Origin of the sequence: Mitsuaria sp. CC2 (genome assembly GCF_048957715.1) — a bacterium.
In the GTDB taxonomy this organism is placed as follows: Bacteria; Pseudomonadota; Gammaproteobacteria; order Burkholderiales; family Burkholderiaceae_C; genus Roseateles.
Window position 1 is genome coordinate 215323 of sequence record NZ_JARVXN010000015.1, and the last position, 26632, is coordinate 241954.

The 26632-nt window shown below is 69.7% G+C and carries 19 protein-coding genes and 1 pseudogene; 11 read left to right on the forward strand and 9 right to left on the reverse strand.

What is annotated here, in order from left to right; genetic code table 11:
- Positions 1-12 precede the first annotated feature (12 nt).
- Together ntrB and PV762_RS11380 are read right to left on the reverse strand one after the other, a co-directional pair.
- Positions 13-885, reverse strand: a complete 873-nt coding sequence (gene ntrB / locus PV762_RS11375; protein WP_421035235.1) for a nitrate ABC transporter permease — start codon at positions 883-885, stop codon at positions 13-15.
- A 104-nt stretch (positions 886-989) separates the two neighbouring features.
- Positions 990-2213, reverse strand: coding sequence for a CmpA/NrtA family ABC transporter substrate-binding protein (locus tag PV762_RS11380; protein WP_421035142.1), 1224 nt, complete (start codon positions 2211-2213; stop codon positions 990-992).
- Positions 2214-2531: 318 nt separating this feature from the next.
- On the opposite strand from PV762_RS11380, the gene PV762_RS11385 reads away from it, so the two are divergent.
- On the forward strand, positions 2532-3512 hold the full coding sequence (locus PV762_RS11385; RefSeq protein WP_421035143.1) for a PEP-CTERM sorting domain-containing protein: 981 nt from the start codon (positions 2532-2534) through the stop codon (positions 3510-3512).
- A gap of 69 nt (positions 3513-3581) precedes the next feature.
- Here PV762_RS11385 and PV762_RS11390 read toward each other — a convergent pair whose 3' ends face one another.
- Entirely contained in the window at positions 3582-4211 is a 630-nt protein-coding gene (locus PV762_RS11390; RefSeq protein ID WP_421035144.1) for an ANTAR domain-containing response regulator, read from the reverse strand.
- Positions 4212-4399: 188 nt separating this feature from the next.
- On the opposite strand from PV762_RS11390, the gene PV762_RS11395 reads away from it, so the two are divergent.
- From PV762_RS11395 to PV762_RS11420, 6 genes are all read left to right on the forward strand, one after another.
- Positions 4400-5428 (forward strand): PEPxxWA-CTERM sorting domain-containing protein, encoded by a 1029-nt coding sequence (locus PV762_RS11395; RefSeq protein WP_421035145.1) that lies wholly within the window; start codon positions 4400-4402, stop codon positions 5426-5428.
- A gap of 193 nt (positions 5429-5621) precedes the next feature.
- Complete coding sequence (gene icmF, locus PV762_RS11400) at positions 5622-8927, forward strand: fused isobutyryl-CoA mutase/GTPase IcmF (protein WP_421035146.1); 3306 nt, start codon at positions 5622-5624, stop codon at positions 8925-8927.
- An 81-nt stretch (positions 8928-9008) separates the two neighbouring features.
- Positions 9009-10388 carry a hypothetical protein gene (locus PV762_RS11405; RefSeq protein ID WP_421035147.1) on the forward strand — a complete coding sequence of 460 codons (1380 nt, stop codon included), beginning with the start codon at positions 9009-9011 and terminating at the stop codon, positions 10386-10388.
- A gap of 117 nt (positions 10389-10505) precedes the next feature.
- On the forward strand, positions 10506-12050 hold the full coding sequence (locus tag PV762_RS11410; RefSeq protein WP_421035148.1) for a methyl-accepting chemotaxis protein: 1545 nt from the start codon (positions 10506-10508) through the stop codon (positions 12048-12050).
- Positions 12051-12250: 200 nt separating this feature from the next.
- On the forward strand, positions 12251-13801 hold the full coding sequence (locus PV762_RS11415) for a methyl-accepting chemotaxis protein (RefSeq protein WP_421035149.1): 1551 nt from the start codon (positions 12251-12253) through the stop codon (positions 13799-13801).
- A gap of 133 nt (positions 13802-13934) precedes the next feature.
- On the forward strand, positions 13935-15728 hold the full coding sequence (locus tag PV762_RS11420) for a glycoside hydrolase family 15 protein (protein ID WP_421035150.1): 1794 nt from the start codon (positions 13935-13937) through the stop codon (positions 15726-15728).
- A 12-nt stretch (positions 15729-15740) separates the two neighbouring features.
- Here the strand turns inward: PV762_RS11420 and PV762_RS11425 are convergent.
- Positions 15741-16016 (reverse strand): annotated as a pseudogene (locus PV762_RS11425) (SDR family oxidoreductase); the annotation flags it as partial.
- A gap of 50 nt (positions 16017-16066) precedes the next feature.
- On the opposite strand from PV762_RS11425, the gene PV762_RS11430 reads away from it, so the two are divergent.
- Both PV762_RS11430 and PV762_RS11435 read left to right on the forward strand, forming a co-directional pair.
- Positions 16067-16873: a LysR substrate-binding domain-containing protein gene (locus tag PV762_RS11430; protein ID WP_421035151.1), complete on the forward strand. Its 807-nt coding sequence runs from the start codon at positions 16067-16069 to the stop codon at positions 16871-16873.
- Positions 16874-17017: 144 nt separating this feature from the next.
- Positions 17018-18916, forward strand: coding sequence for a M48 family metalloprotease (locus PV762_RS11435; protein ID WP_421035152.1), 1899 nt, complete (start codon positions 17018-17020; stop codon positions 18914-18916).
- A 13-nt stretch (positions 18917-18929) separates the two neighbouring features.
- Here the strand turns inward: PV762_RS11435 and tehA are convergent, their stop codons facing one another.
- The 3 genes from tehA to PV762_RS11450 form a co-directional block, all read right to left on the reverse strand.
- Positions 18930-19925: a dicarboxylate transporter/tellurite-resistance protein TehA gene (tehA, locus tag PV762_RS11440; RefSeq protein WP_421035153.1), complete on the reverse strand. Its 996-nt coding sequence runs from the start codon at positions 19923-19925 to the stop codon at positions 18930-18932.
- 150 nt (positions 19926-20075) lie between these two features.
- Positions 20076-21695, reverse strand: coding sequence for a 2Fe-2S iron-sulfur cluster-binding protein (locus PV762_RS11445; RefSeq protein WP_421035154.1), 1620 nt, complete (start codon positions 21693-21695; stop codon positions 20076-20078).
- Between the two features lie 90 nt (positions 21696-21785).
- On the reverse strand, positions 21786-22337 hold the full coding sequence (locus PV762_RS11450; RefSeq protein WP_421035155.1) for a carboxymuconolactone decarboxylase family protein: 552 nt from the start codon (positions 22335-22337) through the stop codon (positions 21786-21788).
- A 102-nt stretch (positions 22338-22439) separates the two neighbouring features.
- Here PV762_RS11450 and PV762_RS11455 point away from each other — a divergent pair, with 102 nt between their 5' ends.
- Positions 22440-23336, forward strand: a complete 897-nt coding sequence (locus tag PV762_RS11455; protein WP_421035156.1) for a LysR family transcriptional regulator — start codon at positions 22440-22442, stop codon at positions 23334-23336.
- A gap of 110 nt (positions 23337-23446) precedes the next feature.
- Here PV762_RS11455 and PV762_RS11460 read toward each other — a convergent pair whose 3' ends face one another.
- A complete protein-coding gene (locus PV762_RS11460; protein ID WP_421035157.1) occupies positions 23447-24289 on the reverse strand; it encodes a ferritin-like domain-containing protein in 843 nt (280 codons plus the stop codon).
- 150 nt (positions 24290-24439) lie between these two features.
- On the opposite strand from PV762_RS11460, the gene PV762_RS11465 reads away from it, so the two are divergent.
- Positions 24440-25453, forward strand: a complete 1014-nt coding sequence (locus tag PV762_RS11465; protein WP_421035158.1) for an alpha/beta hydrolase family esterase — start codon at positions 24440-24442, stop codon at positions 25451-25453.
- Positions 25454-25457: 4 nt separating this feature from the next.
- Here PV762_RS11465 and PV762_RS11470 read toward each other — a convergent pair whose 3' ends face one another.
- The gene (locus tag PV762_RS11470; RefSeq protein ID WP_421035159.1) at positions 25458-26561 is read right to left on the reverse strand and encodes a hypothetical protein; all 1104 of its coding nucleotides are present in this window, start codon (positions 26559-26561) and stop codon (positions 25458-25460) included.
- Positions 26562-26632 lie beyond the last annotated feature (71 nt).

Genomic DNA, 26632 nt, shown 5'->3' on the forward strand with positions numbered 1-26632 from the left:
ACCGCGGGACGGTCAGTCATCGAAAGAGAAGCGCTTGGCCAGCGCCATGAGGAACCACTCCAACATGAGGCCCACGATCCCGATCACGAAGATCGCGATGAGGATGTGCTGCACGTTGAGGTTGTTCCACTCGTCCCAGACCCAGAAGCCGATGCCGACGCCGCCGGTCAGCATCTCGGCCGCGACGATCACGAGCCACGCGGTGCCCACGGACAGCCGGACACCGGTCAGCATGTAGGGCAGCACGGCGGGGAACAGGATGCGCGTCACCAGCTTCCACTCCGACAGCCGCAGCACGCGGGCGACGTTCAGGTAGTCCTGCGGCACGCGCTGCACGCCGACGGCGGTGTTGACCACCATCGGCCAGATCGAGCAGATGAAGATGGTCCAGATCGCCGCCGGGTTGGCGCTCTTGAACACCAGCAGGCCGATGGGCAGCCACGCGAGCGGCGACACCGGCTTGAGCAGGCTGATGAGCGGCGACAGCATGCGGCTCGCGAATTCGAAGCGGCCGATGATGAAGCCCAGCGGGATGCCCACCGCCGCCGCGAGGCCGAAGCCCAGCGCCACCCGCTGCAGCGAGTTCAGGATGTTCCAGCCGATGCCCTGGTCGTTCGGCCCGTTGCGATAGAACGGATCGGCGAACAGCTTCACCGCCGCGTCCCAGGTCTGGCCCGGCGTGGGGAACTCGCCGCCCTTCATGGTCGCCACGAACCAGACCAGCCAGAGCAGGCCCAGGCCGCACAGCGGCGGCAGCACGCGCATCCAGACGGCGCGCCAGTCGATGCCGGCACGCGGCGGCCGGGCGACCGGCGCCGGCGTGGCCACCGGCTCGTTGGCCGCGTCGCGCGCCAGCGGCACGGGGGTGGCGACGGACACGCTCATCGCGTCGCCCGACGCGTCGTCGGCGGAATGGAAGACGGCACTGACCATGGTGGGCTCCTGCGTCGATCAGAAGGGGCAAGCTGAAGGGACAGATGGGGCGCGCGTCATGCGCGGACCTTGAACGAATCCGCGTATTTCGCCGGATCCTTCGCGTCCCAGACGACGCCGTCGAACAGCTTCGCCGAGCGCATCGTCTCCTTGGGCACCGATACGCCCAGCGCCGAGGCGGCCTGCTTGTAGAGCTCGATCTGGTTGACCTGGCGCGCGACGCCGAGGTAGTCCGGGTGTTCCTTGATCAGTCCCCAGCGCTTGTGCTGCGTCAGGAACCACATGCCGTCGGACAGCCAGGGGAAGTTGACCTGGCCGTCGTTGAAGAACTTCATGTAGTTGGGGTCGTCCCAGGTCTTGCCCAGGCCGTTCTGGTAGCGGCCCAGGATGCGCTGGTTGATCGCGTCGACGCTGGTGTTGACGTAGGCCTTGTCGGCGATGGTCTCGGCCATCTTCTGCTTGTTGGACAGGCTGGCGTCGATCCAGCGGCCGGCCTCGAGCACCGCCATGATCACGGCGCGCGCCGTGTTGGGGTACTTCTTGACGAAGTCGCCGGTGGTGCCCAGCACCTTCTCCGGGTGGTCCTTCCAGATGTCCTGCGTCGTGGCGGCGGTGATGCCGATGCCGTCGATGATGGCGCGGTGGTTCCAGGGCTCGCCGACGCAGAAGCCGTCCATGTTGCCCACGCGCATGTTGGCCACCATCTGCGGCGGCGGCACGGTGATGACCTTGGCCTCCTTCATCGGGTTCACGCCCGCGGCGGCCAGCCAGTAGTAGAGCCACATCGCGTGCGTGCCGGTCGGGAAGGTCTGCGCGAAGGTGTAGTCGCGCTTGTCCTTCTTCATGACCTTGGCCAGCGAAGCCGCGTCCACCGCGCCGGCCTCGGCCAGCTTCTTCGACAGCGTGATCGCCTGGCCGTTGTTGTTCAGGGTCATCAGCACGGCCATGTCCTTCTTCGGACCGGCCACGCCCAGCTGAACGCCGTAGATCAGGCCGTAGAGCACGTGCGCCATGTCGAGCTCGCCGTTGACGAGCTTGTCGCGCACGCCGGCCCAGGAGGCTTCCTTGGTCGGGATGATCTTGATGCCGTACTTCTTGTCGAAGCCCAGCGCGGCGGCCATCACCACCGACGCGCAGTCGGTCAGCGGGATGAAGCCGATGCGCACTTCCTCCTTCTCCGGCTTGTCGGAACCGGCGGCGTACGCGCCGCCGCCCGGCAGCGCGGACAGCCCGCCCAGCGCCGCGCCGGTGGCGAGCAGCTTGCGACGTTCAGCGCTCATCAGACCCTCCTGGGAACCGTGTTGCATTCAGGACCTCCGGGTGGCGCGGTGCCGCGCCGTCAAAGTGCATCGACCAAAGAAAAAAGGCGTCACGATCGACCCGGCGCGGTGCGCGGGTGCGATCGGACGCCTTTGTCCGAACCTTCTTGGGGCGGCCCTCACGCCGTTGTGAGGGCTTGCCGATGTACTTGCACGAAGCGTGCCAATGCCGTGCACGCCGCGTGCCCGCGGAAGCGGATTCGAGGGGCCGCGGTCCGACCCGTACTGCACTACCTTCCGTGAAGCCGCCGTGAACGATGCGGCAAGGGAGAGAACCTCATGCCTGCCATCCGAAGCTTCGGATCGCGCGGAAGCGCCCTGAGCGCTGCCGCGATCACCGTCCTCGCGCTGAGCGTCATCGGCCCCGTCGAGGCCGCGACCTTCCACAGTTCCAACTCGATCAGCATCCGCACCTCCGGACAGCGCGACGTGTGGAAGGAGTCGTACGGCGACTTCGCGGCGGGAGAGATCCGCTCACTGTCCTCGACGGTCACGGTCGATGAGCCGGGCGTCTCCGTGTCGTCCTCCGCCAACGTGTGGAGTCAGGCCGGCTGGGGCTGGGCGAAGGCCTACTCCCAGGGCACCGCGTCGATCGCCCACGACTCGCTGTCGGCGGGCACCGTGGTGGAAGCCACCGGATCGGCGGGCTTCGCCGATACGTTCATCATCACCTGCCCGACCTGCGTCGAAGGCAGCATCGGCCGGCTCTACGGCGGCGTAGGCGGCGGCGCCTCGACGGAGACCCGCGATGGCGGGCGCAATGCGGGCGGCTGGTTCCAGACCCAGACGACCTGGAGCTCGGGCGTGAGCATCCGGTCCGAAGGCATTCCCTACGACTGGGAAAACCAGATCGACACGTCCTACGACTCCAGCGGCGGCTGGGAGACCCATCTGCTCACCCCCAACGGAGAGACCGCCTGGGGCGACTTCGACGGGCTGTCCGTGTCCATCGAATTCGTGTTCGGCAAGCCCATCCACCTCTCCTTCGGCCTGGGCGCCCAGGTCCTCGCGTGGGCCGGGGCGAATGAAGGCGGAGGACAGGCCTGGTCCGACGGCCTCACCGACCTGGGCCACACGCTCGCCTGGGGCGGCTTGACCGTCTTCGCCAACGACGTCCAGATCAACGACTTCACGGCGCTGAACGCGCAAGGCATGGACTACGCGCTGGCAATCACGGCCGTGCCCGAACCCGGCACCTGGGTGCTGATGCTGGGCGGGCTGGCGGCGCTGGGCGCGCTGGCGCGGCGTCGGCGTAGCTGAACACGACCGGCGGTTCGCACGCACCGTCCTGCGGCACCCGTGCGCCGCGGCGGTGCACCCAGTCCCGGTTCAGCCCCGCAGCAGCTCGTGCGCGTCGATGACGCGCCGCGCGACCTGCCCGATCGCCTCGCCGCGGTCCATCGCGAGCTTGCGCAGCCGCTGGTAGGCCTGGTCCTCGTCCAGCCCCTGCTCGCGCATCAGGATGCCCTTGGCCTTGTCGACCAGCTTGCGCGAGGCCAGTTGCGCCTGCGCCTGGCTCAGTTCCGCGCGCAGCGCCAGATCCTGCTCGAAGCGCGCGATCGCCACGTGCAGCACCGGTGCCAGGCGTTGCGTCTGCAGGCCCGCGACGACATAGGCGCTGACGCCCGCCTGGATCGCGCGGCGCATGGTGCCGCGGTCCTCGTCCTCGGCGAAGACGACCACCGGTCGCGGCATCTTCGCGTTGAGCGTGGCGAGGTTCTCCAGCGTGTCGCGCGTCGGCGATTCGGCGTCGACGATCACGACGTCCGGCTGCAGACGCAGCACGCAGTCGTGGATCAGGGTCGCCTGCTCGATGACGCCGACCACCTCGTGCCCCTGGCGTGCGAGTTCGTCGCGCAGCAGGTCCGCGCGATGCGCACCGTCGTCGATGACGAGCACGCGCAGTCCCGCCGGGGCGGGCGGCTCCGGGCTGGCGGCGGGGGCTTGCGGCGGCTTCACGAGAGACGCGGCGCAAGTTCCATGCCGTGCGGCAAGGCACGGTGAACCCGGGGGCCGGCCGGGAGCAATCCACGCGCCCGGAGGTCCGCACGCGGCGTGCCCGCGGTCGTGTTTTCCAGGGGCTGCATCAGCCGTCGCCGAGGACTACTGTCGGACCACGCACCACGAGCCGGTGCGGGGAGTCCGTCATGACCCAGCTGTCCACCTGGACCTCTCCCCTCGCGATGGCTGCCCTGGTGGGCGCGCTGTTCGCGCCCCTGGCGAACGCGGCCCAATACCGCGCCGCCCAGGACTACGTGACACGTGTCCCGGGACAGCCGGACCGGGGCGCCGTGCAGGACGTCGCCATCCTCCCGGGATTGATGCTGAGCTACGGCCAGGGCAACTCGTATCGCGACGGCGACCAGTTCGCCAATGCATTCAGCGTCGGCTGGAGCGGCGCGGATCATGGCCGGCTGTGGGCCGGCATGACGGCCGATGCCGAGATCTCGGTGCATGCGCCCCTGCAGGCGGCGGAGGTTCGCTCAACGGTATCCAGCTCGCTCAGCGACGACATCGTCATCCAGTGCGCGACCTGTGCCGCCGGCACCCTGGGATGGATGAACTTCCGCATCAACTATGAAGGCATCACCAGCCGCTCGGGACAGCTCGGCCAGCCGCCGGGCGAGCTGGGCCGCTACACCGCCGACACGAGCTGGGGCGCCAACGTGTCCCTGCAGTCCGAAGGCGTGCCCCGCCCGCCGCCCGATCCGCCTTGGCAGTACACGCCGGACACCGTCGGCATCCAGTACTTCCGGCTGGAAACCGAGACGAACGGGTCGTGGAGCGTCTACGAGCCTCCTCACGCCACCTCGGGGTTGCAGGAGCTGTCGATCCAGTTCGCGTTCGGGCGCCCCATCCATCTGGACCTGCGTCTGTACGCCAGCACGATCACCGCCGTGCTGAGCGATGACAGCAGCGCCCCGTTCACCGCACGGTCGAGATCGACGATCGACGTCACCTCCACAGGCTTGTACTGGGACGGCATCACCGGCGTGACGGACGCCGACGGTGGGGTGGTCAACGCGTACACGGCCTTCGGCACCGACGGGGTGGACTACCGGCAATCCTTCCTGCGCGTGGCCGTGGTCCCCGAGCCCGGCACCTGGGCCTTGATGCTGGCCGGCCTGGGCGCGCTCGGGGCGCTGGTCCGTCGCCGCGGCGCCTCGTCGTCCTGAGGATTCCTAGGGATTTCCCGCTCTTCGCGCGTCGACAAGCACGGGCTTCTCACGTTTACGTAAACGTCAACCGGCACCTAGAATCTGGCGCACACGATCGATCCCCAGAAGGGGTCGACCCACGACAGGCGCCGCGGCGGGACCACCCTCGCCTGCCGCAGGCGACCGCGCCCCCACGCCGGAGACAAACGTCATGACCGAGATGTCCGCCGAGTACAAGGCCCTGGCCGAGTACCGCCCCACCCAGAAGGTCCGCTTCGTGACCGCCGCCAGCCTGTTCGACGGGCACGACGCGGCGATCAACATCATGCGGCGCATCCTGCAGAGCATGGGCGCGGAGGTCATCCACCTGGGGCACAACCGCTCGGTGGACGAAGTCGTCACCGCCGCCCTGCAGGAAGACGCGCAGGGGATCGCGGTCAGCTCCTACCAGGGCGGCCACGTCGAATACTTCAAGTACATGGTGGAGCTGCTGCGCCAGCGCGGCGGCGAGAAGATACAGGTCTTCGGCGGCGGCGGCGGCGTGATCGTGCCGGCCGAGATCCGCGACCTGGCCGACCAGGGCGTGCGCATCTTCAGCCCCGAGGACGGTCAGCGCATGGGCCTGATGGGCATGATCGGCGAGATGGTCATGCGCTGCGACCAGGACCTCAGCGCCGCCGCGCCGAAGGCCGTCGCCGCGCTGCAAGGCCATTCGGAAGGCGCCTGGCGCGCGCTCGCGCAGGCGATCACGGCGCTGGAGAACGGCCGCGCCGATGCGGCCTTCACGCAGTCGCTGCGCGACGCCGCCAAGGGCTTGCGCATCCCTGTCCTCGGCATCACCGGCACCGGCGGCGCGGGCAAGTCCTCTCTCACCGACGAACTGATCCGCCGCCTGCGCCTGGACCAGGACGATGCGCTGCGCATCGCCGTGATCTCGATCGATCCGTCGCGCCGCAAGAGCGGCGGCGCGCTGCTGGGCGACCGCATCCGCATGAACGCGATCGCGCCTTGGGCGGCCGGACAACGCGTCTATATGCGCTCGCTCGCCACGCGCGACTTCGGCTCCGAGATCTCGCAGGCGCTGCCCGACGTGATCGCCGCGGCCAAGGTCGCGGGCTTCGACCTCGTCATCGTCGAGACCTCCGGCATCGGCCAGGGCGACGCGGCCATCGTGCCGCACGTCGACGTGCCGATGTACGTGATGACGCCGGAATTCGGCGCGGCCAGCCAGCTCGAGAAGATCGACATGCTGGACTTCGCCGAGTTCGTCGCGATCAACAAGTTCGACCGCAAGGGCGCGGCCGACGCGTGGCGCGACGTCGCCAAGCAGGTGCAGCGCAACAAGGAAGCGTGGGGGAAGAAGGCCGAGGAACTGCCGGTCTTCGGCACCATGGCCAGCCGCTTCAACGACGACGGCGTGACCGCGCTCTACCAGGCGCTGAAGCCCCGCCTGACCGAACTCGGCCTGGTGCTCCGCGACGGCCGCCTGCCGGTCGCCGACACGCGCTTCAGCACCCACCAGACGCCCATCGTGCCGCCGGCGCGTTCGCGCTACCTCGCCGAGATCGGCGACACGGTGCGTTCGTACAAGAAGCGGGCGCGGGCGCAGGCGCGACTGGCCCGCGAGATCCAGCAGTTGACGGCCAGCGCCGCGATGCTCGGCAACGTCGCGACTTCGGGCGATGCCCAGACGCACGCCGCATCGCTGTCCTCGCTGGAAGCGCTCGCCGCATCCCGCCAGGCGAAGCTCGACGCGGACGCGCGCCAGCTGCTCGCACAATGGCCCGACATGCAGCAGGCCTACGCGGGCGACGAGTACGTCGTGAAGATCCGCGACAAGGAGATCCGCACCGCGCTGGTGTCGACCTCGTTGTCGGGCACCAAGATCCGCAAGGTCGTGCTACCGCCGTACGAGGACCAGGGCGAGCTGCTCAAGTGGCTGATGCTGGAGAACGTGCCGGGCAGCTTCCCGTACACGGCCGGCGTGTTCGCCTTCAAGCGCGAGGGCGAGGACCCCACCCGCATGTTCGCCGGCGAGGGCGACGCCTTCCGCACCAACCGGCGCTTCAAGCTGGTGTCCGAGGGCCTGCCGGCCAAGCGGCTGTCGACGGCCTTCGACTCGGTCACGCTCTACGGCGCCGATCCGGCGCCGCGTCCCGACATCTACGGCAAGGTCGGCAACTCCGGCGTCAGCATCGCGACGCTGGACGACATGAAGGTCCTGTACGACGGCTTCGACCTGTGCCACCCGACGACCTCGGTGTCCATGACCATCAACGGCCCGGCGCCGTCGATCCTGGCCATGTTCATGAACACCGCCATCGACCAGCAGCTGACGAAGTTCAAGGCCGACAACGGCCGCGAGCCGACGGCCGACGAGGCCGCCAAGATCCGCGCCTGGGTGCTGGCCAACGTGCGCGGCACGGTGCAGGCCGACATCCTCAAGGAGGACCAGGGCCAGAACACCTGCATCTTCTCGACCGAGTTCTCGCTCAAGGTGATGGGTGACATCGCGCAGTACTTCGTCAACCACGACGTGCGCAACTTCTACTCGGTGTCGATCAGCGGCTATCACATCGCCGAGGCGGGCGCGAACCCGATCTCGCAGCTGGCCTTCACGCTGTCCAACGGCTTCACCTTCGTGGAGGCGTATCTCGCGCGCGGGATGCACATCGACGACTTCGCGCCCAACCTGAGCTTCTTCTTCAGCAACGGCATGGACCCGGAGTACACCGTGCTGGGCCGCGTCGCACGCCGCATCTGGGCCGTGGCGATGCGCGACAAGTACGGCGCCAACGAGCGCAGCCAGAAGCTGAAGTACCACATCCAGACCTCGGGCCGCTCGCTGCACGCGCAGGAGATCGCCTTCAACGACATCCGCACCACGCTGCAGGCGCTGATCGCGATCTACGACAACTGCAACTCGCTGCACACCAACGCCTACGACGAGGCGATCACCACGCCGACCGAGGAATCGGTGCGTCGCGCGATGGCGATCCAGCTGGTCATCAACCGCGAGTGGGGCCTGGCGAAGAACGAGAACCCGAGCCAGGGCGCGTTCATCATCGACGAGCTCACCGAACTGGTCGAAGAGGCGGTGTTGACCGAGTTCGAGCGCATCGCCGAGCGCGGCGGCGTCCTGGGCGCGATGGAGACGGGCTACCAGCGCAGCAAGATCCAGGAAGAATCGATGCACTACGAGATGCTGAAGCACACCGGCGAGTACCCCATCATCGGCGTGAACACCTTCCGCAACCCGCACGGCGACCCGGTGCCGGAGCACATCGAGCTGGCGCGCTCCACCGAGGACGAGAAGCAGGGCCAGCTGACGCGACTGGGCGATTTCCATGCGCGCCATGCGGCCGAGGCGCCGGCCATGCTCAAGCGCCTGCAGCAGGCCGTGATAGCCAACGGCAACGTCTTCGACGTGCTGATGGACGCGGTGCGGGTGTGCTCGCTCGGACAGATCACCGCGGCACTCTTCGAGGTGGGCGGGCAGTACCGGCGCAGCATGTAAGCGCCGGGAGGCGAGCACCCCGGACGCGCCTCGCGCGCGCCGTCGCGGCACTCAGGCGGACCGTCGTCGAGGTCCGCCCGCATGTTGCCCCCCCTCCCCCTCTTCACCTTCACGAAGACCCTGTCCACCGTGACGCGCGGCGGCGACCGAACGGTCCTCGATCCGTTGCATCATCGCCTGACTGGCGCCGGCACGGTCGTGGCCGACCTGCGCGACTTGGGCGCGGCGATGCTCGACGAGTTGCCGGACGGCTTCCTGCGCGGCCTGATGCGGTTGTCCCGTCCCCCGGCGCCGCGCGATCCGCTCATGGTCGCCTTGCCGGAAGGCTGCGCGGCGGCGACGGTCAATCGATTCCTGCGGGAACTGCCCGGCACCGAATGCCTCAGCGCCGCCGGCATCGTCGCCCAGGGCGGGCCGGTCGATCTTCCGACGGACACGGCCCTTCGACTGTTCGAGACCACGCTGCCGCGTCCGTTCCTGCGCAACGCCGCGGACGCCCCCATCCCCGTGCTGTTTCGCAAGACCGCGCAGGCATGCACCATCGTGCCCGGAGCGGCGCCGGATGGCGCCCCGGACCCGGCGGCGTCCGATGTGCGGCTCGCCATGGTGACGAGCCTGCGCGACGCGCTGTGCGACGACGACTGCTGCCTGGAACTGGCGCCGACCGCCGCCTTCCGCGAAATGAGCGCGCGGCTGAAGGACACCGTCTCCGACCTGCGGGCACGACTGCCCGCCGCCGCACCGGGTGCGAGCGGACGATCCCTCGCGGGCGCCGTCGACAGCATCGTCAGGCGGGTCGTCACGAAGGGGGCCGCGAGAGCCGCGCTCCCGGGCGCGAGGACCGGCGCATCGACGGGCGCATCGATCGGCGCCACCAGTCCTGCCACCGTCACGCCGACCTCCGCCGAGAAGCACACCCTCCTCGCCGCGCTGCGCATGACGCCCCGGGAGCTGCTGACGGCGCCGGCGTCCATCGTCGTGCAGGGCCTGCTGAGCCGCCTGCCGGCCGAGGGCGACGCGACCGGGCTGGACGCGAACGACCTGAACCGCGTCACCAAGCTCCTCGCCGACCAGTGGGACATCGCCTGCCCGGTCCGCGGCAGCCTGCGCCCGTCGCGCCTGCCGCGCGATCTCGTCACCGTCGCGCGGCTGCAGCGCTGGGTCTGGCCGGACTCCGCCCACGCGACGGCCCAGCACGTCGACGACGAGCGCAAGGCGTGCCAGCAGGCGGCCCGGCTCCTGCGCCTGGACTGGGAATCGCGCCGCGGATTCGACCGGGCGCTCAAGCGCTTCGCCGAACTGGGCGTGCCCTTGCCGGAGACCCCGCTGCTCTATCGCCTGGGCGTATTGAAAGCCGAAGCGTTGGCGGCGCAGCAACGGACCCGGCATGTCTCCTTCGTCGATCCGGTCGCGCGCAAGGACCCGCCTCCGGGCGCGGACGGCGCGGATCCTGCGCCGTGACGCGCATCACGGCGGACGCGGTTCGTCGTCGATGGCCTGCGGGGCCTCCCGGTCGCTGGCACACATCGTGCAATCGGTTCCGGCATCCGTCGTTCACAAGATCCCGTGGAGACCGCCATGACCTTCCTGCGCCGTTTCAACACCGGCAAGCGCCTGTCGCTGGCCTTCGGCCTGATGCTGCTGCTGATCCTCGGGGTCTCGGCGCTGGGCATCCAGGGCAGCGCCCGCGTGTTCGCCGACCTCAAGACGATCTACGAGGACCGGACCCTCCCGCTCAAGCAGATCGGCGACATCGACAGCCTGATGCTGCGCAACCGCATCCTGGTCACCGAGATGATCCGCGACCCCGCCCAGCTGTCGACGCTGGACACGCAGCTGCAGGCCAACATCGCGAGCATCACCGGCCTGTGGAAGGACTACCTGGCCACCTACCTCACCGACGAGGAGAAGCGGCTGGCGGACGCCTTCGCCGAGGTCCGCGGCAACTACGTGCGGCAGGGGCTGCTGGCGGCGCGCGACGCGCTGAAGGACGGCGACGTGGCCAAGGCACAGACGATCTACGGCGACCGCATCGTGACGCTGGGAGCGCAGGCGAAGGTCGCGATCGACGCCCTGCTGGCGCTGCAGGTGCGCGTGGGCGCCGAGTCCTTCCATGCCGCCGAATCGACCGCCGCGTCGGTGCGCGGCTGGAGCCTGGCCGCCGCGCTGGCGGCGGTGCTGGTCGCGCTGGGCGCGGGCGTCTTCACGACGCGTTCGATCACCGCGCCCATGCAGGAGGCGGTCCACTTCGCCGAGGCGGTCGCGCAGGGCGACCTGCGCAGCCGCGACGCCACGCCCGGCCAGGACGAGGCCGCGCGGCTCATCGCCGCGCTGGACGCCATGGCCGGCTCGCTGCGCGACATCGTGAGCCGCGTGCGCAACAGCAGCGAGAGCATCGCGACCGGCTCCAGCGAGATCGCCACCGGCAGCCTGGACCTCAGCCAGCGCACCGAGGAGCAGGCCAGCAACCTGCAGCAGACCGCAGCCTCGATGGAGGAGCTGTCGAGCACGGTGCAGAACAATGCGTCGACCGCCGGCCAGGCCGACGCGTTGGCGACGCGCGCGGCCGAGGCCGCGGGCCAGGGCGGCGGCGTGGTCCAGCAGGTGGTGCGGACCATGCAGGACATCAGCACCTCGTCCCGGCAGATCGCCGACATCATCGGCGTCATCGACAGCATCGCGTTCCAGACCAACATCCTGGCGCTGAACGCGGCGGTCGAGGCCGCGCGCGCCGGCGAGCAGGGCAAGGGCTTCGCGGTGGTCGCGTCGGAGGTGCGCGCACTGGCGCAGCGCTCGGCACAGGCCGCGCGCGAGATCAAGGCGCTCATCGGACGCAGCGTCGAGCAGGTGCAGTCGGGCGCCGGACTCGCCGACGACGCCGGCGCGGCGATGCAGGGCATCGTCGATCAGGTGCGCCAGGTCAGCGTGCTCATCGGCGAGATCGCCTCCGCCAGCGGCGAACAGTCTCGCGGCATCCAGCAGATCGGCCACGCGGTCACGCAGCTGGACCAGGTCACGCAGCAGAACGCCGCGCTCGTCGAGGAAAGCAGCGCGGCCGCCGACAGCCTGCAGCAGCAGGCCAAGGAACTCGCGGAGCTGGTGCGGGTGTTCCGGCTGGCATGAGCGATCGCGAGGCGCCTACCTCCGTCCCGTGTCGGCGTCCGCGCCACGCATGACCCGGCACCTGTCGTGAGATTGGTCTCGGAACGGCCCCATCCCCTTATTCCATCGCCCCCCGGACGAGGGATCCGGGTTCACCCTCGTGTTGCCGGGGCCTGAGGGCACTCCCATAATCGATTGCACCATCGCCATCGGAGTACGCCATGCTGCACGCACTGAGCCGGATGAAAATCACGACGTTGTTGCAGGTCGGATTCGCGGCGGTGCTCGCGATGGCGGCCCTCATGACCGGCGTGGGCGTGTACAAGCTGCGCGAAATGGTGAGGCTCAGCGACCAGCTCCACACGCTGGAGCAGCGCCGGCTGATGGCCACGAACTGGCGCGCCGCGACGGAGCTCAACCTCAACCGCGTGCTGGCGATGGCCAAGTCCGGCGGACACGAAGGCCTGAGCGGCTTCCTGTCCGGCGAGATGACGAAGACCACGGAGCGCATCAACGGGCTGCAGGCCAGCCTCGACCAGGCGATCGGCGATCCTGAGCAGAAGGCGCAGCTGCCGGTGATCGCCGCGGAGCGGCAACGCTACGTCGACATCCGCAAGGGCGTGATGGCCGCCATCAAGGCCGATCCGGAAGGCGGCGCGCGACAGGTCGACCAGACACTGATCCCGGCGGCGACCAGCTACCTCGCGTCGGTCGAGAAGCTGGTGACGCTGATCTCGCAGGACACCGACGCCTTCGCCGAACAGCAGCGCGCGCAGGCCGCGCAGGCGGCGACGTTGATGCTGACGCTGACGGCCCTGGCGGTGGTGCTGGGCATCTTCATCGCGTGGCGCATCACGCATTCGGTGCGGGCGCCGATGGTGCGGGCCGGCGCGGTGGCGCAGACGATCGCCAGCGGCGACCTGAGCCAGGACATCGTCGTCGACCGCAGCGACGAGATCGGCGTGCTGCTGCGCGAGTTGAGCGCGATGCAGGATTCGCTGCGGCGCATGGTGCGCCAGGTGCGGGACGGCACCGAGACCATCAACGTCGCGACGCGCGAGATCGCGACCGGCAACGAGGACCTGTCGGCGCGGACGGAGGCCACCGCCTCCAACCTGCAGGAGACGGCCTCGTCGATGGAGGAACTGACCGGCACGGTCGCCAACACGGCGAGCTCGGCGCAGCAGGCCAACGATCTGGTGAGCGCGACGCGGGTCTCGGCCTCCAAGGGCGGGGACGTCGTCGGCGAGGTGGTCGCGGTGATGCAGCAGATCGAATCGAGTTCGCGCCGCATCAACGACATCATCGGCGTCATCGACGGCATCGCGTTCCAGACCAACATCCTCGCGTTGAACGCGGCGGTGGAGGCCGCACGCGCCGGTGAGCAGGGTCGCGGTTTCGCGGTGGTGGCGGGCGAGGTGCGTGCATTGGCGCAGCGCTCGGCGGGCGCGGCCAAGGAGATCAAGGCGCTGATCGGCGAAAGCGTGCTGCGGGTGGACACCGGCACGCGGCTGGCGCAGAACGCCGGGCTGGCCATGGGAGAGATCGTCCAGGGCGTGAGGCGCGTGGCCGACATCGTCGGCGAGATCGCGACGGCGGCGGCCGAGCAGAAGGACGGCATCGGCCAGGTCAACGTCGCGGTGCAGCGCCTGGACGAGATGACGCAGCAGAACGCCGCGCTGGTCGAGGAATCGGCTGCGGCGGCGGGCAGCCTGCGCTCGCAGGCCGAGCAGCTCACGGCACTGGTGAGCACCTTCCGGCTGGCGGCTTGATCCCTCACCCACACTCTGTTGCCTTCACACAGCGCCCGTCTCCAGGCGGAATCCCCCTCCACGGGAACGTTCCTTGCCCGCTGCCCGGTTCCCGTCCGTGCAACATCGCAAGAACGACGAAGAAGGAGGAACGATGGATGCAGCCTCTCTGAAACTCGGCCTCGTCGGCAACTGCGCCGTCAGCGCACTGATCGACGACCGCGCCCGCGTCGTCTGGTGCTGCGCCCCGCGCTTCGACGGCGACCCGGTCTTCCACGCGCTGATCGACTCCCCGGAAGGCATCGGTCCCGACGGCACCTTCCAGGTCGAGCTGGAAGATTTTTCCCGCAGCGAGCAGTCCTACGACCACGGCACCGCCGTGCTGCGCACCCGCCTCTACGACACGCACGGCAACGCGATCGAAGTCACCGACTTCATGCCGCGCTTCTTCCTCAACGACCGCCCCTACCGCCCCATGATGCTGGTGCGCCGCATGCGCCCCATCCAGGGCCTGCCCCGCATCCGCGTCATCCTGCGGCCGGTCATCCAGTGGGGTTCCGCCCAGCCGGCCCGCACCCGCGGCAGCAACCACCTGCGCTTCGTCGGCCCTGAAGGCACCATCCGTCTCACCACCAACGCGCCGCTGACCTACGTCCAGGAAGAGACGTCGTTCGCGCTCGACATGCCGATGAGCTTCATCTTCGGCCCCGACGAGACGCTGGACCGATCCGTCGAGGACACCGCCCGGCTGCTGGAGGAGAAGACGATCAGCTACTGGCGCGACTGGACGCGCCGGCTCGCCATCCCGATCGAGTGGCAGGAGGCCGTGATCCGCGCCGCGATCACCCTCAAGATGTGCCTGTTCGAGGAGACCGGCGCCATCGTCGCCGCGATGACCACCAGCGTGCCCGAGGCGCCGCACACGCAGCGCAACTGGGACTACCGCTACTGCTGGCTGCGCGACGCCTTCTTCGTCGTGCGCGCGCTCAACAGCCTGTCCGAGACCGGCACGATGGAGGACTACCTCCGCTGGATGCGCAACATCATCGGCCAGTCCAAGGACGGCCACGTGCAGCCGCTCTACGGCATCGGTCTCGAGTCCAAGCTGACCGAGTACATGGTCCCGCACCTGCGCGGCTACCGGGGCATGGGCCCGGTGCGCGCGGGCAACCAGGCCTATGAGCATTTCCAGCACGACGTCTACGGCAACATCGTGCTGGGCTCGGCGCAGTCCTTCTTCGACCATCGCCTGCACCAGCGCGCGGGCATCGACGAGTTCGCGCTGCTGGAGCGCGCCGGCGAGCAGGCCTTCGCCATCCACGACAAGCCCGACGCCGGCATGTGGGAGCTGCGCACGCGGGCGCGCGTGCACACCTCGTCGGTGCTGATGAACTGGGCCGCCTGCGACCGCCTGTGCAAGATCGCGCGCGAACTCAAGCTGCCGCAGCGCGCCGCGCTGTGGGGCGAACGGGCCGCGTTGATCAAGCAGAAGATCCTCGACAACGCGTGGAGCGAGCAACGCCAGGCTTTCGTCGAGAGCTTCGGCGGCAAGGACCTCGACGCCAGCGTGCTGCTGATGACCGAGGTCGGCTTCATCGATCCGATGGATCCTCGCTTTGTGAAGACCGTCGACGCGCTGGAGGCCTCGCTCTGCGACGGCCCCTACATGCGCCGCTATGAAGCGCCCGACGACTTCGGCAAGCCCGAGACCTCCTTCAACATCTGCGCGTTCTGGCGCATCGACGCACTCGCGCGCATCGGCCGCGTCGAGCAGGCGCGGGAACTGTTCGAATCGCTGCTCGCCTCGCGCAACCACCTCGGCCTGCTCTCCGAGGACACCCACCCGGTCACCGGCGAGCTCTGGGGCAACTTCCCGCAGACCTACTCGATGGTGGGCATCATCAATTGCGCGATGCGGCTGTCGAAGCCGTGGGACTCGGAGATCTGAGGACGCCGGTCCTCAGGCCTGCACCATCCCGCCGTCGACGAACAGTTCGATGCCGGTGACGAAGGACGAAGCGTCGGAGGCGAGGTAGACCGCCGCCTTCGCGATGTCCTCCGGCTGGCCGATGCGGCCGATCGGCAGCTGCTAGGTCAGGTAGTCCAGCAGGCCCTGCTGGTCGACCGGATCGGGACCGGCCAGTTCCACCAGACCCGGCGTGTGGATCGGGCCGGGAGACAGCGTGTTGATGCGGATCGCGCGGCCTTTCAGGTCGAGGATCCAGCTGCGCGCCAGGTCGTCACCTCGGCACGCGGCTGCTGCAACGCACGACGCGGCGCGTCAGCGTGACGCCCGAGGGCGCGGCGTACTACGAGCGCGCGCGGCGCCTGATCGAGGACCTCGCGGAGATGGACGAGCTTGCCGCGCAGACCCGCGCGCAGGCGCGGGGCCGACTGCGCGTGGACATCGGCTCCGTGCTGGCCAACATGATCCTGATCCCCGCCCTGCCCGACTTCCGCGCGCGCCATCCCGAGCTGCATGTGGACCTGGGCGTCAGCGACCGACCCGTCGATCTCATCGGCGAAGGCGTCGACTGCGTGATCCGCGGCGGCGAACTGGCGGACACGACGCTGGTGGCGCGCCGTATCGCCGACCTCGACTGGGTCACCTGCGCGAGCCCGGTCTACCTGAAGGCGCGCGGCGTGCCGAAACACCCCTCCGAGCTGATCGCCCGCGCCCACGGCCCCGGGGACCGGACCCGCGTGCCGGGCCACGCGATCGCGGGCTACTTCTCGTCGTTGACGGGCCGCGCGTTTCCGCTGGAGTTCCACCGCGGCGACGAGCACCTGCAGATCGCCGGCGACACCGTGATGGCCGTCAACGAGAGCACCGCGCACCTGAGCGCGCTGCTGTCCGGCGCGGGCCTGGGCCAGACCTTCCGCTTCGCGGCGTCGCCGCACCTGGAGAGCGGCGCGCTGCGCACGGTGCTGACCGACTGGACGCGGCCGCGTCACCCGTTGCACGTCGTCTACCCGGCGTCGCGTCACCTGAGCGCGAAGCTGCGACTGTTCGTCGACTGGGTCGCGGAAGTGTTCGCGCCCTTCGACGATCGCCCGACCTCCGGGAATCTCCTCAACGAGAGGGATCGCTGAGCCGCCGTTCCCCCTTCACAATCCGGCCGCGGCGCATCAGACGCCAGGAAACGGACGGCAGGAAACAGACGGCAGGAAGGAGATGCCGGGAAAACGGACGCCGGGGAATCAAGCGGCGCCGGAGGGCGCGAGGGAGGAACGAGGATGAAGACTGCCGACTTCGAGCAGATGGTGGCCCGCCTGGAGCGGGAAAGCGAACAGGCCCCCGAGGCCTACAAGATGAAGGTGGCGCTGCTGGCGCTGGCGGGCTTCGTGCTGCTGGCGGTGCTGCTGTCCTTCGCCGGTGCGGGGCTGCTGGTGCTGGCCGGCCTGGCGTGGTGGATGATCTCCAGCGGCGGCGGGGCGTTGATCCTGCTGCTCAAGCTCGGCAAGCTGCTGATCGTGCTGGCCTTCCCGATGTGGTTCCTGCTGAAGGCCTCGTTCTCCGCGCTGTTCGTGCGGCTGCCGGCGCCGACCGGCTTGCCGGTCACGCGCGAGCAGGCGCCCGCGCTGTTCGCGGCGCTCGACGACATGCGCCGTCGGATGCGCGGTCCGCGCTTCCACCACGTGCTGCTGATCAACGAGATGAACGCCGCCGTCGTGCAGCGGCCGTTGTTCGGGCTGATCGGCTTCCCGCGCAACTACCTGCTGCTGGGCTTGCCGCTGCTGGAAGCGGCCACGCCCGACGAGGCGATGGCCGTCGTTGCGCATGAATACGGCCATCTCGCCGGTTCGCACGGCCGCTTCGGCGCCTTCATCTACCGCTTGCGCCTGTCCTGGGGAACGATCCAGGCCATCGCCGAGCACTGGAGCGGCTGGAGCGGCCGCCTGCTGCGCAAGCCGGTCGACTGGTACGCGCCCTACTTCAACGCCTACACCTTCGTGCTGGCGCGCGCCAACGAGTATCAGGCGGATGCCGCGGCTGCGGAGCTGGTCGGCCCGGCTGCCGCCGCGTCGGCCCTCAAGCGCGTGAACATCAGCGGCGGCAGCTATGACCGCTTCCTGACCGACCTGTTCAAGACGGCGCGCTCGGAGAACTCACCGCCCGAGGACCTCGCCGAGCGCTGGGCCCGCACCGCCTCCGCGCCGCAGACGCCGGCGCTGTCGAGCAAGGACCTGGACGCGGCGCTCGCGCGCGACCCCGGCGTGGCCGACACCCACCCGTCGCTGCGACAGCGCCTGCGCGCGCTGGGCCTGGCCGACACGCAACTGACGCTGCCGCCTGCCGATCTGGGGACGGAGGCGGCGTCGAACTCGGCGGCGACGGTCTGGCTCGGTGCCTCGGTGTCGACGCTGCGGCGCGAGATCCAGCAGCAATGGCGCAACGACGTCCTGCTGGGCTGGCGCGACCAGCACCGTCATTGGTCGGAGCTGCGTGAGCGCGCGAAGGTGCTGCAGGCGCTGCCCGAGCGCACCGTCGAAGAGGCGTTCGAGCTGCTTCGCCTGGACGTCCAGCTGCGCCCGGACGAGGACCATCTGCCGCAGGTCGTCGCGTTCAACGCGGCGCATCCCGACCGCGCGACGGCGCTCTACATGGAAGGCCTGCTGCGGCTCGACAAGGACGACGAATCGGGCCTGGCGCTGCTCGACCGGGCGATGAGCCTGGACGGCGACGCGATCCGCCCGGGTTGCGAGCGCGCCTATGAGTTCCTCGTTCCGCGCAAAGACCCGCGCGCCGAGGAGTACGCGGAGCGTTGGCGCCAGCGCGCCGAATGGGAAGCCTCGCGCGACCAGCAGGTCGGCCAGCTCGACGCGAAGGCCGAGGCGATGCCCAGCGGCTTCTCCGCCGAGGCGCTGACGACGCTGCGCCACCAGCTCACGGCCATGACGCCGAACATCGTCGAGGCGTGGATTGCGCGTCGACGGATCCCGGCGGATGCGGACGCGGTCGCGCTGGTCGTGGTGATCCGCTTCACGCGCTGGAGCCGTGGCGGCCGCCGCCAGGAGGCGCTGGAAACGCTGGCCGCGCAGGCGTGGCCGGCGACGGTCCATCTGATCACGGACGAGGCGCCCTACACGGGGCTGTGCAAGCGCGTCAGGGCCGCCGGCGAACGGGTGATCTGAGCCCGGCTGGCGCTCAGCGCGTCGGCGCCGGGTCTGCCGGCGCGGCGGTTGCCGCTGCGGCCGGCGCCGATGCCGGCTTCGCGCGAAGCACCCACAACACCGATGCGATCGAAAGTCCGACGATGACGACGTTGCTCATCGCGAAGAGCACCGGGGCGAGCGTCGTGAAGACCGGATCGTCACCGCGCTCGGCGAAGCGCATGGTGCCGGTGGAGATCGCCGTCGCGCCGAAGGTGAAGGCCCAGTACGACAGCGTGAACGGCTGGCGGATCCACGGCATCAGACGCAGGACCATCAGCGCCTGCACGATCGCGTAGCCCAGCAGCATGCGGGCGACGATGTCCGGCGGACCGGTGGTGACCGCCGCGTAGGCCAGCAGCGACACGGCGGGAGGCGCCATCTGGATGCCGACCGTCGGGCGCAGCGCCAGCGGAAGCGGTTCGACGGTCAGGAAGCGGCCCAGGATGATGGATTCCTGGACGATCCAGGCCAGCACGCCGGCGCCGAAGAACAGCTGGCCCCAGGTCGGCCAGCCGAGCGCCGAGATCGCGATCGCCGACACCAGGTTGGCGCCGACGGTGGGCAGGTACAGCACGGTGGTGGTGGTCTTCTCGTCGCGGCCGCCGCGCCACTGGCCGCCGTGACGCCAGAGCCCGAACAGCAGCGATGCCGTCGCGCCCGCGAGGATGATCGCCGTCCCCACGCCATGCGCATGCGGCAGCACGCCGATGCCGGCGAGCATCGTCGCCACGGGCACCAGCGCGATGAAGCAGCAGAGGATGGGATGCGCGGCCTCGGCCTTGGCCGCGTCGCGGTCGGCGATCCACTTGATCGCGAAACGCAGCAGCAGCACCGCCCACACCGTCACGGCGACCGCCATGACGGCCTCGCCGATCCAGGCGGGGAAGCCCCACAGCCGCGCCGCCACGCGCCAGCCGTTGCCCAGGCCGGTCAGGCCCAGCACCATGCTGAAGTAGGAGGCGGGGACCGCCCAACGGGATGCGTTCATCGAGGTGCTCCTGCGCACGACCACCGGGGGAGCGGTGGGACGAGCGGACTGTAGGAGTCGACCCACGCACGATCAATCGGGAGTTGTTGGAAGCTCCCTCCAAAGGCGGCGCGGAACCGACGCGGTGTGCGATCTGCGGGCGGCGGACGCTCAGAGGTCCAGCGTCAGCGCCTCGCCCGCCGTCCGCGACACGCAGACGCACATCAGACCCTGGTCCGTCTTCTGCGCGTCGGTCAGCACCTCGTCGCGATGTTCGGGCGTGCCGGCGATGACGCGCGTCGCGCAGGTGCCGCAGTTGCCGATGCGGCAGGAGGCCGGCACGCGCACGCCCTGGGCCTCCGCCGCCTCCAGGAGGCTGCGGCCGGCGGGGACGACGATGTCCTTCCCGCTGCGCACCAGGTGGACGACGAACGCGCGGTCGCCCGACCGGGCGGTCTCGGCGCCGAACTTCTCGGCATGCACGCGCGCGGACGGCACGCCCGCTGCGGCGGCGGCGATCGAGACCGCCTCGTTGAGCCGTGCCGGTCCGCACACGTAGACATGATCGGACTCACCCAGCGCGCGCACCAGCGCCGCGACGTCGAGACGATCCGCCGCGTCCTTCGCATGCAGCGTCACGCGGTCGCCGAAGGCGGCCGTCAACTCGCCGAGGAACGGCGCCTGCGCGCGGGACCGGACCGCGTAGTGCAACTGGAAGTTCTCGCCCCGCGCGGCGAGCGCATGCGCCATCGCCTTGATCGGCGTGATGCCGATGCCGCCGGCGATCAGGACGGCCTTGTGGGGCGCCTCCGCCAAGGCGAAGGCGTTGCCCGGCAGCCCGCAGTTCAGACGCACGCCGAGGGCGAAGTCCTGATGCACCGCCGCCGAACCGCCCTTGCCTTGCGGGTCGTTCAGCACGGCGATCTCGTAGGCATCGGTGCGATGCGGACTCGACGCGATCGAGTAGCTGCGCGTCGACGCCAAGCCGTCGGCCAGCCGCACGGGGACGTCCAAGTGGGCGCCCGCGACCACGGCCGGCAGCGGCGCGCCGTCGGCGGCGCGCAACTCATAGGCGCGCACGGTCGGCGTGAGCTGCCGCACGCCGCTGATCGTCAGCGCGAGCGGGCCGTCGCCGAGCACGAGCGGCTCGCGCGGCGCGGCGCTCGCGGCGAGGCTCGCCTTCGCCTCGTTCAACTGCGCCTTCAGCTTCTGCACCTGCGCGCGCAGCGGCGCCATCAGCGACCCGACCTCGGCCTCGGTGAAGCGCGGGGTGATGTGCTGCGGACAGTTCCAGTCCCAGCCCTCGATGCGGATCAGGAACGCGCGCTCGACCGTTGCGCCGTAGGCCGGGTCGCTCACCGCGGCGATCGCCGCGTCGCCCTGCGCGCTCTCGCCCGCCTCGACCAGTTCCACGCGACCGAGCAGCTTCAGCCGGCGACGGTTCGGGTAGTCGACGACGATCATCGAGATCCGGTCGTCCCGGCGCAGGTTGCCGACGCTCAGATACTGGACGTTGCCGCGGAAGTCCGCGAAGCCGAGGGTCCTCTCGTCCAGCACCTTGAGGAAGCCCTTCGGACCGCCGCGGTGCTGCACGTAGGGCCAGCCCGTCTCGCTGACGGTGGCCTGGAAGAAGTGATCGGCCTCGGCCAGGAACTGCGCCTCGCGCGGCGTCAGCGCATCGCCCCGGGCGCTCATCGTGTCGAGGAAGGCGTACTGCTCGCGACTTCCCTTCTCCGACTGGACCTCGCGGACCGTCGGCGTGAATGTGATGTCGGAATAGGCGCGTCCCATGATGAGCTCCCGATGGCGATGAGGGTGGCGATGGCGACGGCGTCGGAGGCGGCCGTCGCGGCGGCTGACGATCGAGGCAACAGGCCCGGATCAGGCGGTCGCCGGAAGTTCGAGCTTCACGTTCGGGAAGTCGATCTCGACCAGGCTGGCCTTGCCCAGGATGTTGGTCAGGAAGTTCATGCCGACGTGGGTGATGATCTCGACGATCTGCGCCTCGTCGACGCCGGCGGCGCGAAGCTCGGTCAACTCCAGCGCCGAGACCTCGCCGCGCTTGGCCATCAGGCTCTGCGCGAACTTCAGGATCGCGGCCGAGGTGTCGTCGTCGCTGGTGCCGGCGCGGGCGGCGGCGATCTCCTCGGCGGACAACCCCGTCTTGCGACCGATCGCCGTGTGCGCCGACACGCAGTACTGGCAGCCGTTCTGCTGGGCCAGCGCCAGCGCGATGCGCTCGCGGTCCAGCGGATCGAGGCTGCCGCCGTTGGCGACGCCGTACAGGCCGAGGAAGGCCTGCAGCGCCGTGGTCGAATTGGCGAAGACCTTCAGGAAGTTGGGGACCATGCCGAGCTGGCCTTGGATCGCGTCCAGCAGGACCTTCTGCTCGGGCGTGGCGGTGGACGGCTCGACGACGTGGATGCGGCTCATGGAAGTTCTCCGGTGGTTGGAAGGTGAACGCATGGTGGCCTTCATGGACCGCGGAGAGAATCGGCGCGCCGGGAAAATGACTCTTCCGGAATCAGGAAAGATATGGACAAGCTCGATGCCATGGCCATCTTCGTGGCCGTCGTCCAGGAGGGCGGGTTCTCCGCGGCGGCGCGGCGGCTGGGCGTGTCGGCGCCGGTCGTGACGCGCGCGGTGAGCGAGCTCGAGGCCGCGATGAACGTGCGGCTGCTGGTGCGCACCACCCGCGTGGTCAAGGTCACCGAGGTCGGCGAGCGCTATGCGCAGGACTGCCGGCGGGTGCTCGGCGAGCTGCAGGACATCGAGCAGGCGGCGAGCGGCTCGCACGGCGCGGTGCGCGGGAAGCTGGTCGTCAGCGCGCCGGTGATGTACGGGCGGCTGCAGCTCAACCAGGTCGTGCTGGCCTACCTCGAGCGCTATCCGGAGACCGAGGTCGAATGCCGCTTCCTGGATCGCAACGTCAACCTGCTCAACGAGGACGTCGACGTCGCCGTCCGCATCGGGGATCTGCCCGATGCATCCTTCCACGCGACGCCGCTGGCCACGGTCAGGCGCGTGGCGGTCGCGTCGCCCAAGTACCTCCAGCGGAACGGGACACCGAAGCAGCCGAAGGATCTGGAGAAACACACGCTGATCGCGGCGCTGGGCGTGGAATTCGGGGCGGAGTGGAAGTTCCGCGAGGGGTCAGGGCTTGAGGCCGCGACGATCGCCGTGCCGGTGCGCGCGCGGCTCGCCACCAACAGCAACGACCACGCGATCGCCGCCGCAGCCCAAGGCCTCGGGATCACGCGGGTGCTGTCGTACATGGTCGAGACACAGCTCGCATCGGGAGAACTGGTGGAAGTGCTCGCGAAACACGCGCCGCCGCCCGTGCCGGTGCAGGCGCTGCAGCATCAAGGGCCACGCGCGTCGCGCAAGGTGCGGGCGTTCATCGATCTGGCGGTGGAGCATCTGCGACGTTGACTGCGATCGCCAAGCGCGGGCTCTCCACGGGGCATGGGGCCTCCCTCCGGGAACCCCAAGCCCCATTCCGGCCCCAGTGAGCGACGTGGGTCGCGGGCCTGGGCCTGCGATCAGGTCAGCAGAACACGGCGGCCAATGGCCGCAAGCGGGCGCTCGACGACACGCTGCACGCCCGGCCGCAGCAGCAGCGGCTTCAGCGTCATGCGCACGGCCAATCCCATCGGCAGGTTCTTGCTGACGAGCTGGATGGCGTCCTTCGTCAGCTGCTCCGCATTGGCAATGGGCGCGGGGCCGCCGTCGGCGGCACCGGTGCGCAGACGTCCGTTCACCGCATGCCTCAGCGCAATCGACGCATCCTCCTTGCGCAGCTCCAAGGCGCGGCGCACGAGCGCGGCCAGCACCTGGCCCCGATGCAGCCCTTCGATCTCACGGTACTTGCGGAAGAAGGCGAAGAAGTTCTTGTAGTGCTGGACCTCGTCGCAGCGGATGCGCCAGAACAGGTCGCGCAGCACCGGCTCGTCGCACGCCTGATGCAGCGCCTGGTAATAGGTGGTCGTGCCCATCTCGACGATGCAGCGCGCCACCATCTCCTGGCCGCGCGTCGGTTCGAGCTCGTCCATCGTGCACAGCCGCGCGTACTCGTCGAAGAATCCGGCATACGCCGTCTCCCAGTCGAAGCCCGGCCACACGTGTCGCACATAGGCCTTGAGCGCGGCGCCGTGCTGCAGTTCCTCCGGCTCCCAGTGGTCGCGCAGCCACGCGCCGACCTCGGCATCGTCGGCGAAGTGGTCGATGAGGTTGCGCGTGTACATGTCGCTGCCGCTCTCGATGAACGAGGCGCTGCAGACCAGCAGGAAGAGCGCATCGTGCTCGCGCACGCGCTCCGGCTCGATGCGGGAGAGGTCGAGGTCGTCGAGCGACCAGCGCAGGGAAGTCGTGGGAACAACGGTCATGGCGCGAGATCCGGCAATCCGTGTGCGTGTCATTCCAACAGTCCCGGAGTCCAGGCGGCGTTAAAGCCCCGTATCGTTGTGTCAAAGGGTAGGAACTCGTGTGACGACACGGTCTGGCCTCAGAATGGGTCGGATCCACCGATCTCCGCCATGCCCAAACGCTCCTCCTCCGCCGCCCTGCGCAAGGCCTGGAACAAGGGCCTGCGCGCCGTCACGGGTCAGGTCATGCGCGCGGCGACCCAGGTCGCCCGCGACGCCGCCAAGGAAGCCATGCCCGCCCTGCAGAAGACGCCGCCGCATCCGTCGCCCGGCCTCGGCGACTGGCTGTCCGGGCTGGCGACCGCGCGCGGGGGCATGCGGCGTTTCCGGCTCTTCCGGCCTGCCGGGTTGAGCGCGAGTGATCGCCCGCCGCTGATCGTCATGCTGCACGGCTGCGGACAGGATCCGGCCGGCTTCGCTCGCAGCACGCGGATGAACCGCCTCGCGGCGCGCGAGCGTTTCCTGGTGCTCTATCCCGAGCAGAGCCGGCTTGCGAATCCGCAGCGCTGCTGGAACTGGTTCGAGACCGAGTCCGGCCGCGCGCAGGGCGAGGCCGCATTGATCCTCGCCGCCATCGATCAAGTCTGCCTGCTCCACGGCGCCGATCGCAGGCGCGTGGCCGTCGTGGGGCTCTCCGCCGGGGCAGGCATGGCGGCGCTGCTGGCGACGCTGCATCCGGAACGCTTCCAGGCCGTCGCCATGCATTCGGGCGTGCCGCCGGGCCTGGCGAGTTCCGCGACGACGGCGCTGCGTGCCATGCGCGGCAACGCCGGCGCCGCCGTCGTCGATGGCGGCACGGCATGGCCGCCGCTGCTCGTGATCCAGGGCAACAAGGACCGCGTCGTCGCAGCGTCCAATGCCTTCGAGGCGGTCCGCCAGTGGGCGCTCGCCGCGGGCGCCGCCACGGTGCACGATCGCCGGCTGCAGCGCGGCAAGCGGCTGCCGATGACGGTCGTGGAGTTCAAGCGCGGGAGCTCCGTCGCCGCGACGCTCGTCGAGATCGACGGCCTCGGGCATGCGTGGAGCGGCGGAACCGCGAAGGAGCCGTTCAGCGATCCGACCGGGCCGGACGCGACGGCGATGATCTGGCGCTTCGTCGCGAAGCGTTTCGCGACGCGGGACTGAGCGCTCAGGCTTCGAGCGCGCAGCCTGCGAGCAGGTCGCGCCATTGCTGCTGCTGTTCGGCGAATTGCAGCCAGGCCTCGTCGGCCAGCGCCTGGTGGCGATCCGCGTCGGCCGTTTCGCCGAGCATCCGGAAGGTCTGCGCGAGCCGGCTGTGCGTGATGGCGCGGTCGTCGAGCTCGCACTCGGGATCGAGTTCGATCTCCGCCTCGCGCGCCTGATGCAGCGCGTGCTCGTGCTGGCCGAGGTTGGCCCGGCACCACGCGAGATCGGACAGGAGGCTGCTGCCCAGCCGTTCCAGGCCCAGCGACATGGCCTGCGGCAGATGTTCCTCGTACAGGCGTCTGGCTTCGTCGAAGCCGCCCTGCATCGTCAGCACCTGCGCGCGCAGCACCGGCGTCAGTTCCGTCATCATCTGCGCGCCGACGGCCTCGTCGAAGTGATGCACCGAGTCCACGGAGAGCATCAGTTCGGACCCGCGCCATGTCTGGCTCGACAGGCTCTCGCGCCGCAGCTGCGAGGCGCGCATGCCGGCCATGTTGAACATCAGCGCCGACAGCGACGCATCGTCGCCCTCCACCGACGCATGGCGGCGCGCGCGGATGTACCAGCGCTGCGCGGACGCCAGGTCGCCGGCGTAGTGCCAGGCCAGGCCCATCGTGATCGCCAGGCGGGCCTGCGCGACGTTGTGCTCGGGCAGCGCTTCGCCGAGGCAGCGCCGGGCGTAGTCGACCAGCGCCACCGGGTCGTGGCGGATGAAGGCCAGCTGCGACAGCCAGGCCGATGCGAGCACCCGCACCTCGATCAACGCGGGCGAGGTGCCCGCGATCGCATGCGCGCGCTGGATGCGGTCCCAGGCCTGCTGTGCGACGAAGCCGTTGTAATAGCTCATCAGGCCTTCGGCCATGTGCAGCCAGGCCCCGATCTCCGGATGCGGATGCTGGAAGGAGAGCTGATGCAGCGCGGTCAGCGCCTCGCGCGCCTCGCCCACCGCGCCGTGACGCGCCAGCAGCATCGCGCGCTTGGCCCGCGCCGCGGCGGAGGCCATCGGCGAGGTCGCGGCGGCGATGTCCTTGTCCAGCTGCTTGAGCAGCCGGGACTTGATGACCACGGGCCCCGCGGCGGCTGAACCGGCTGAAGCGGCCGAAGCGGCCGGGCCGGCAGCAGCGGAGGAAGGCGGGG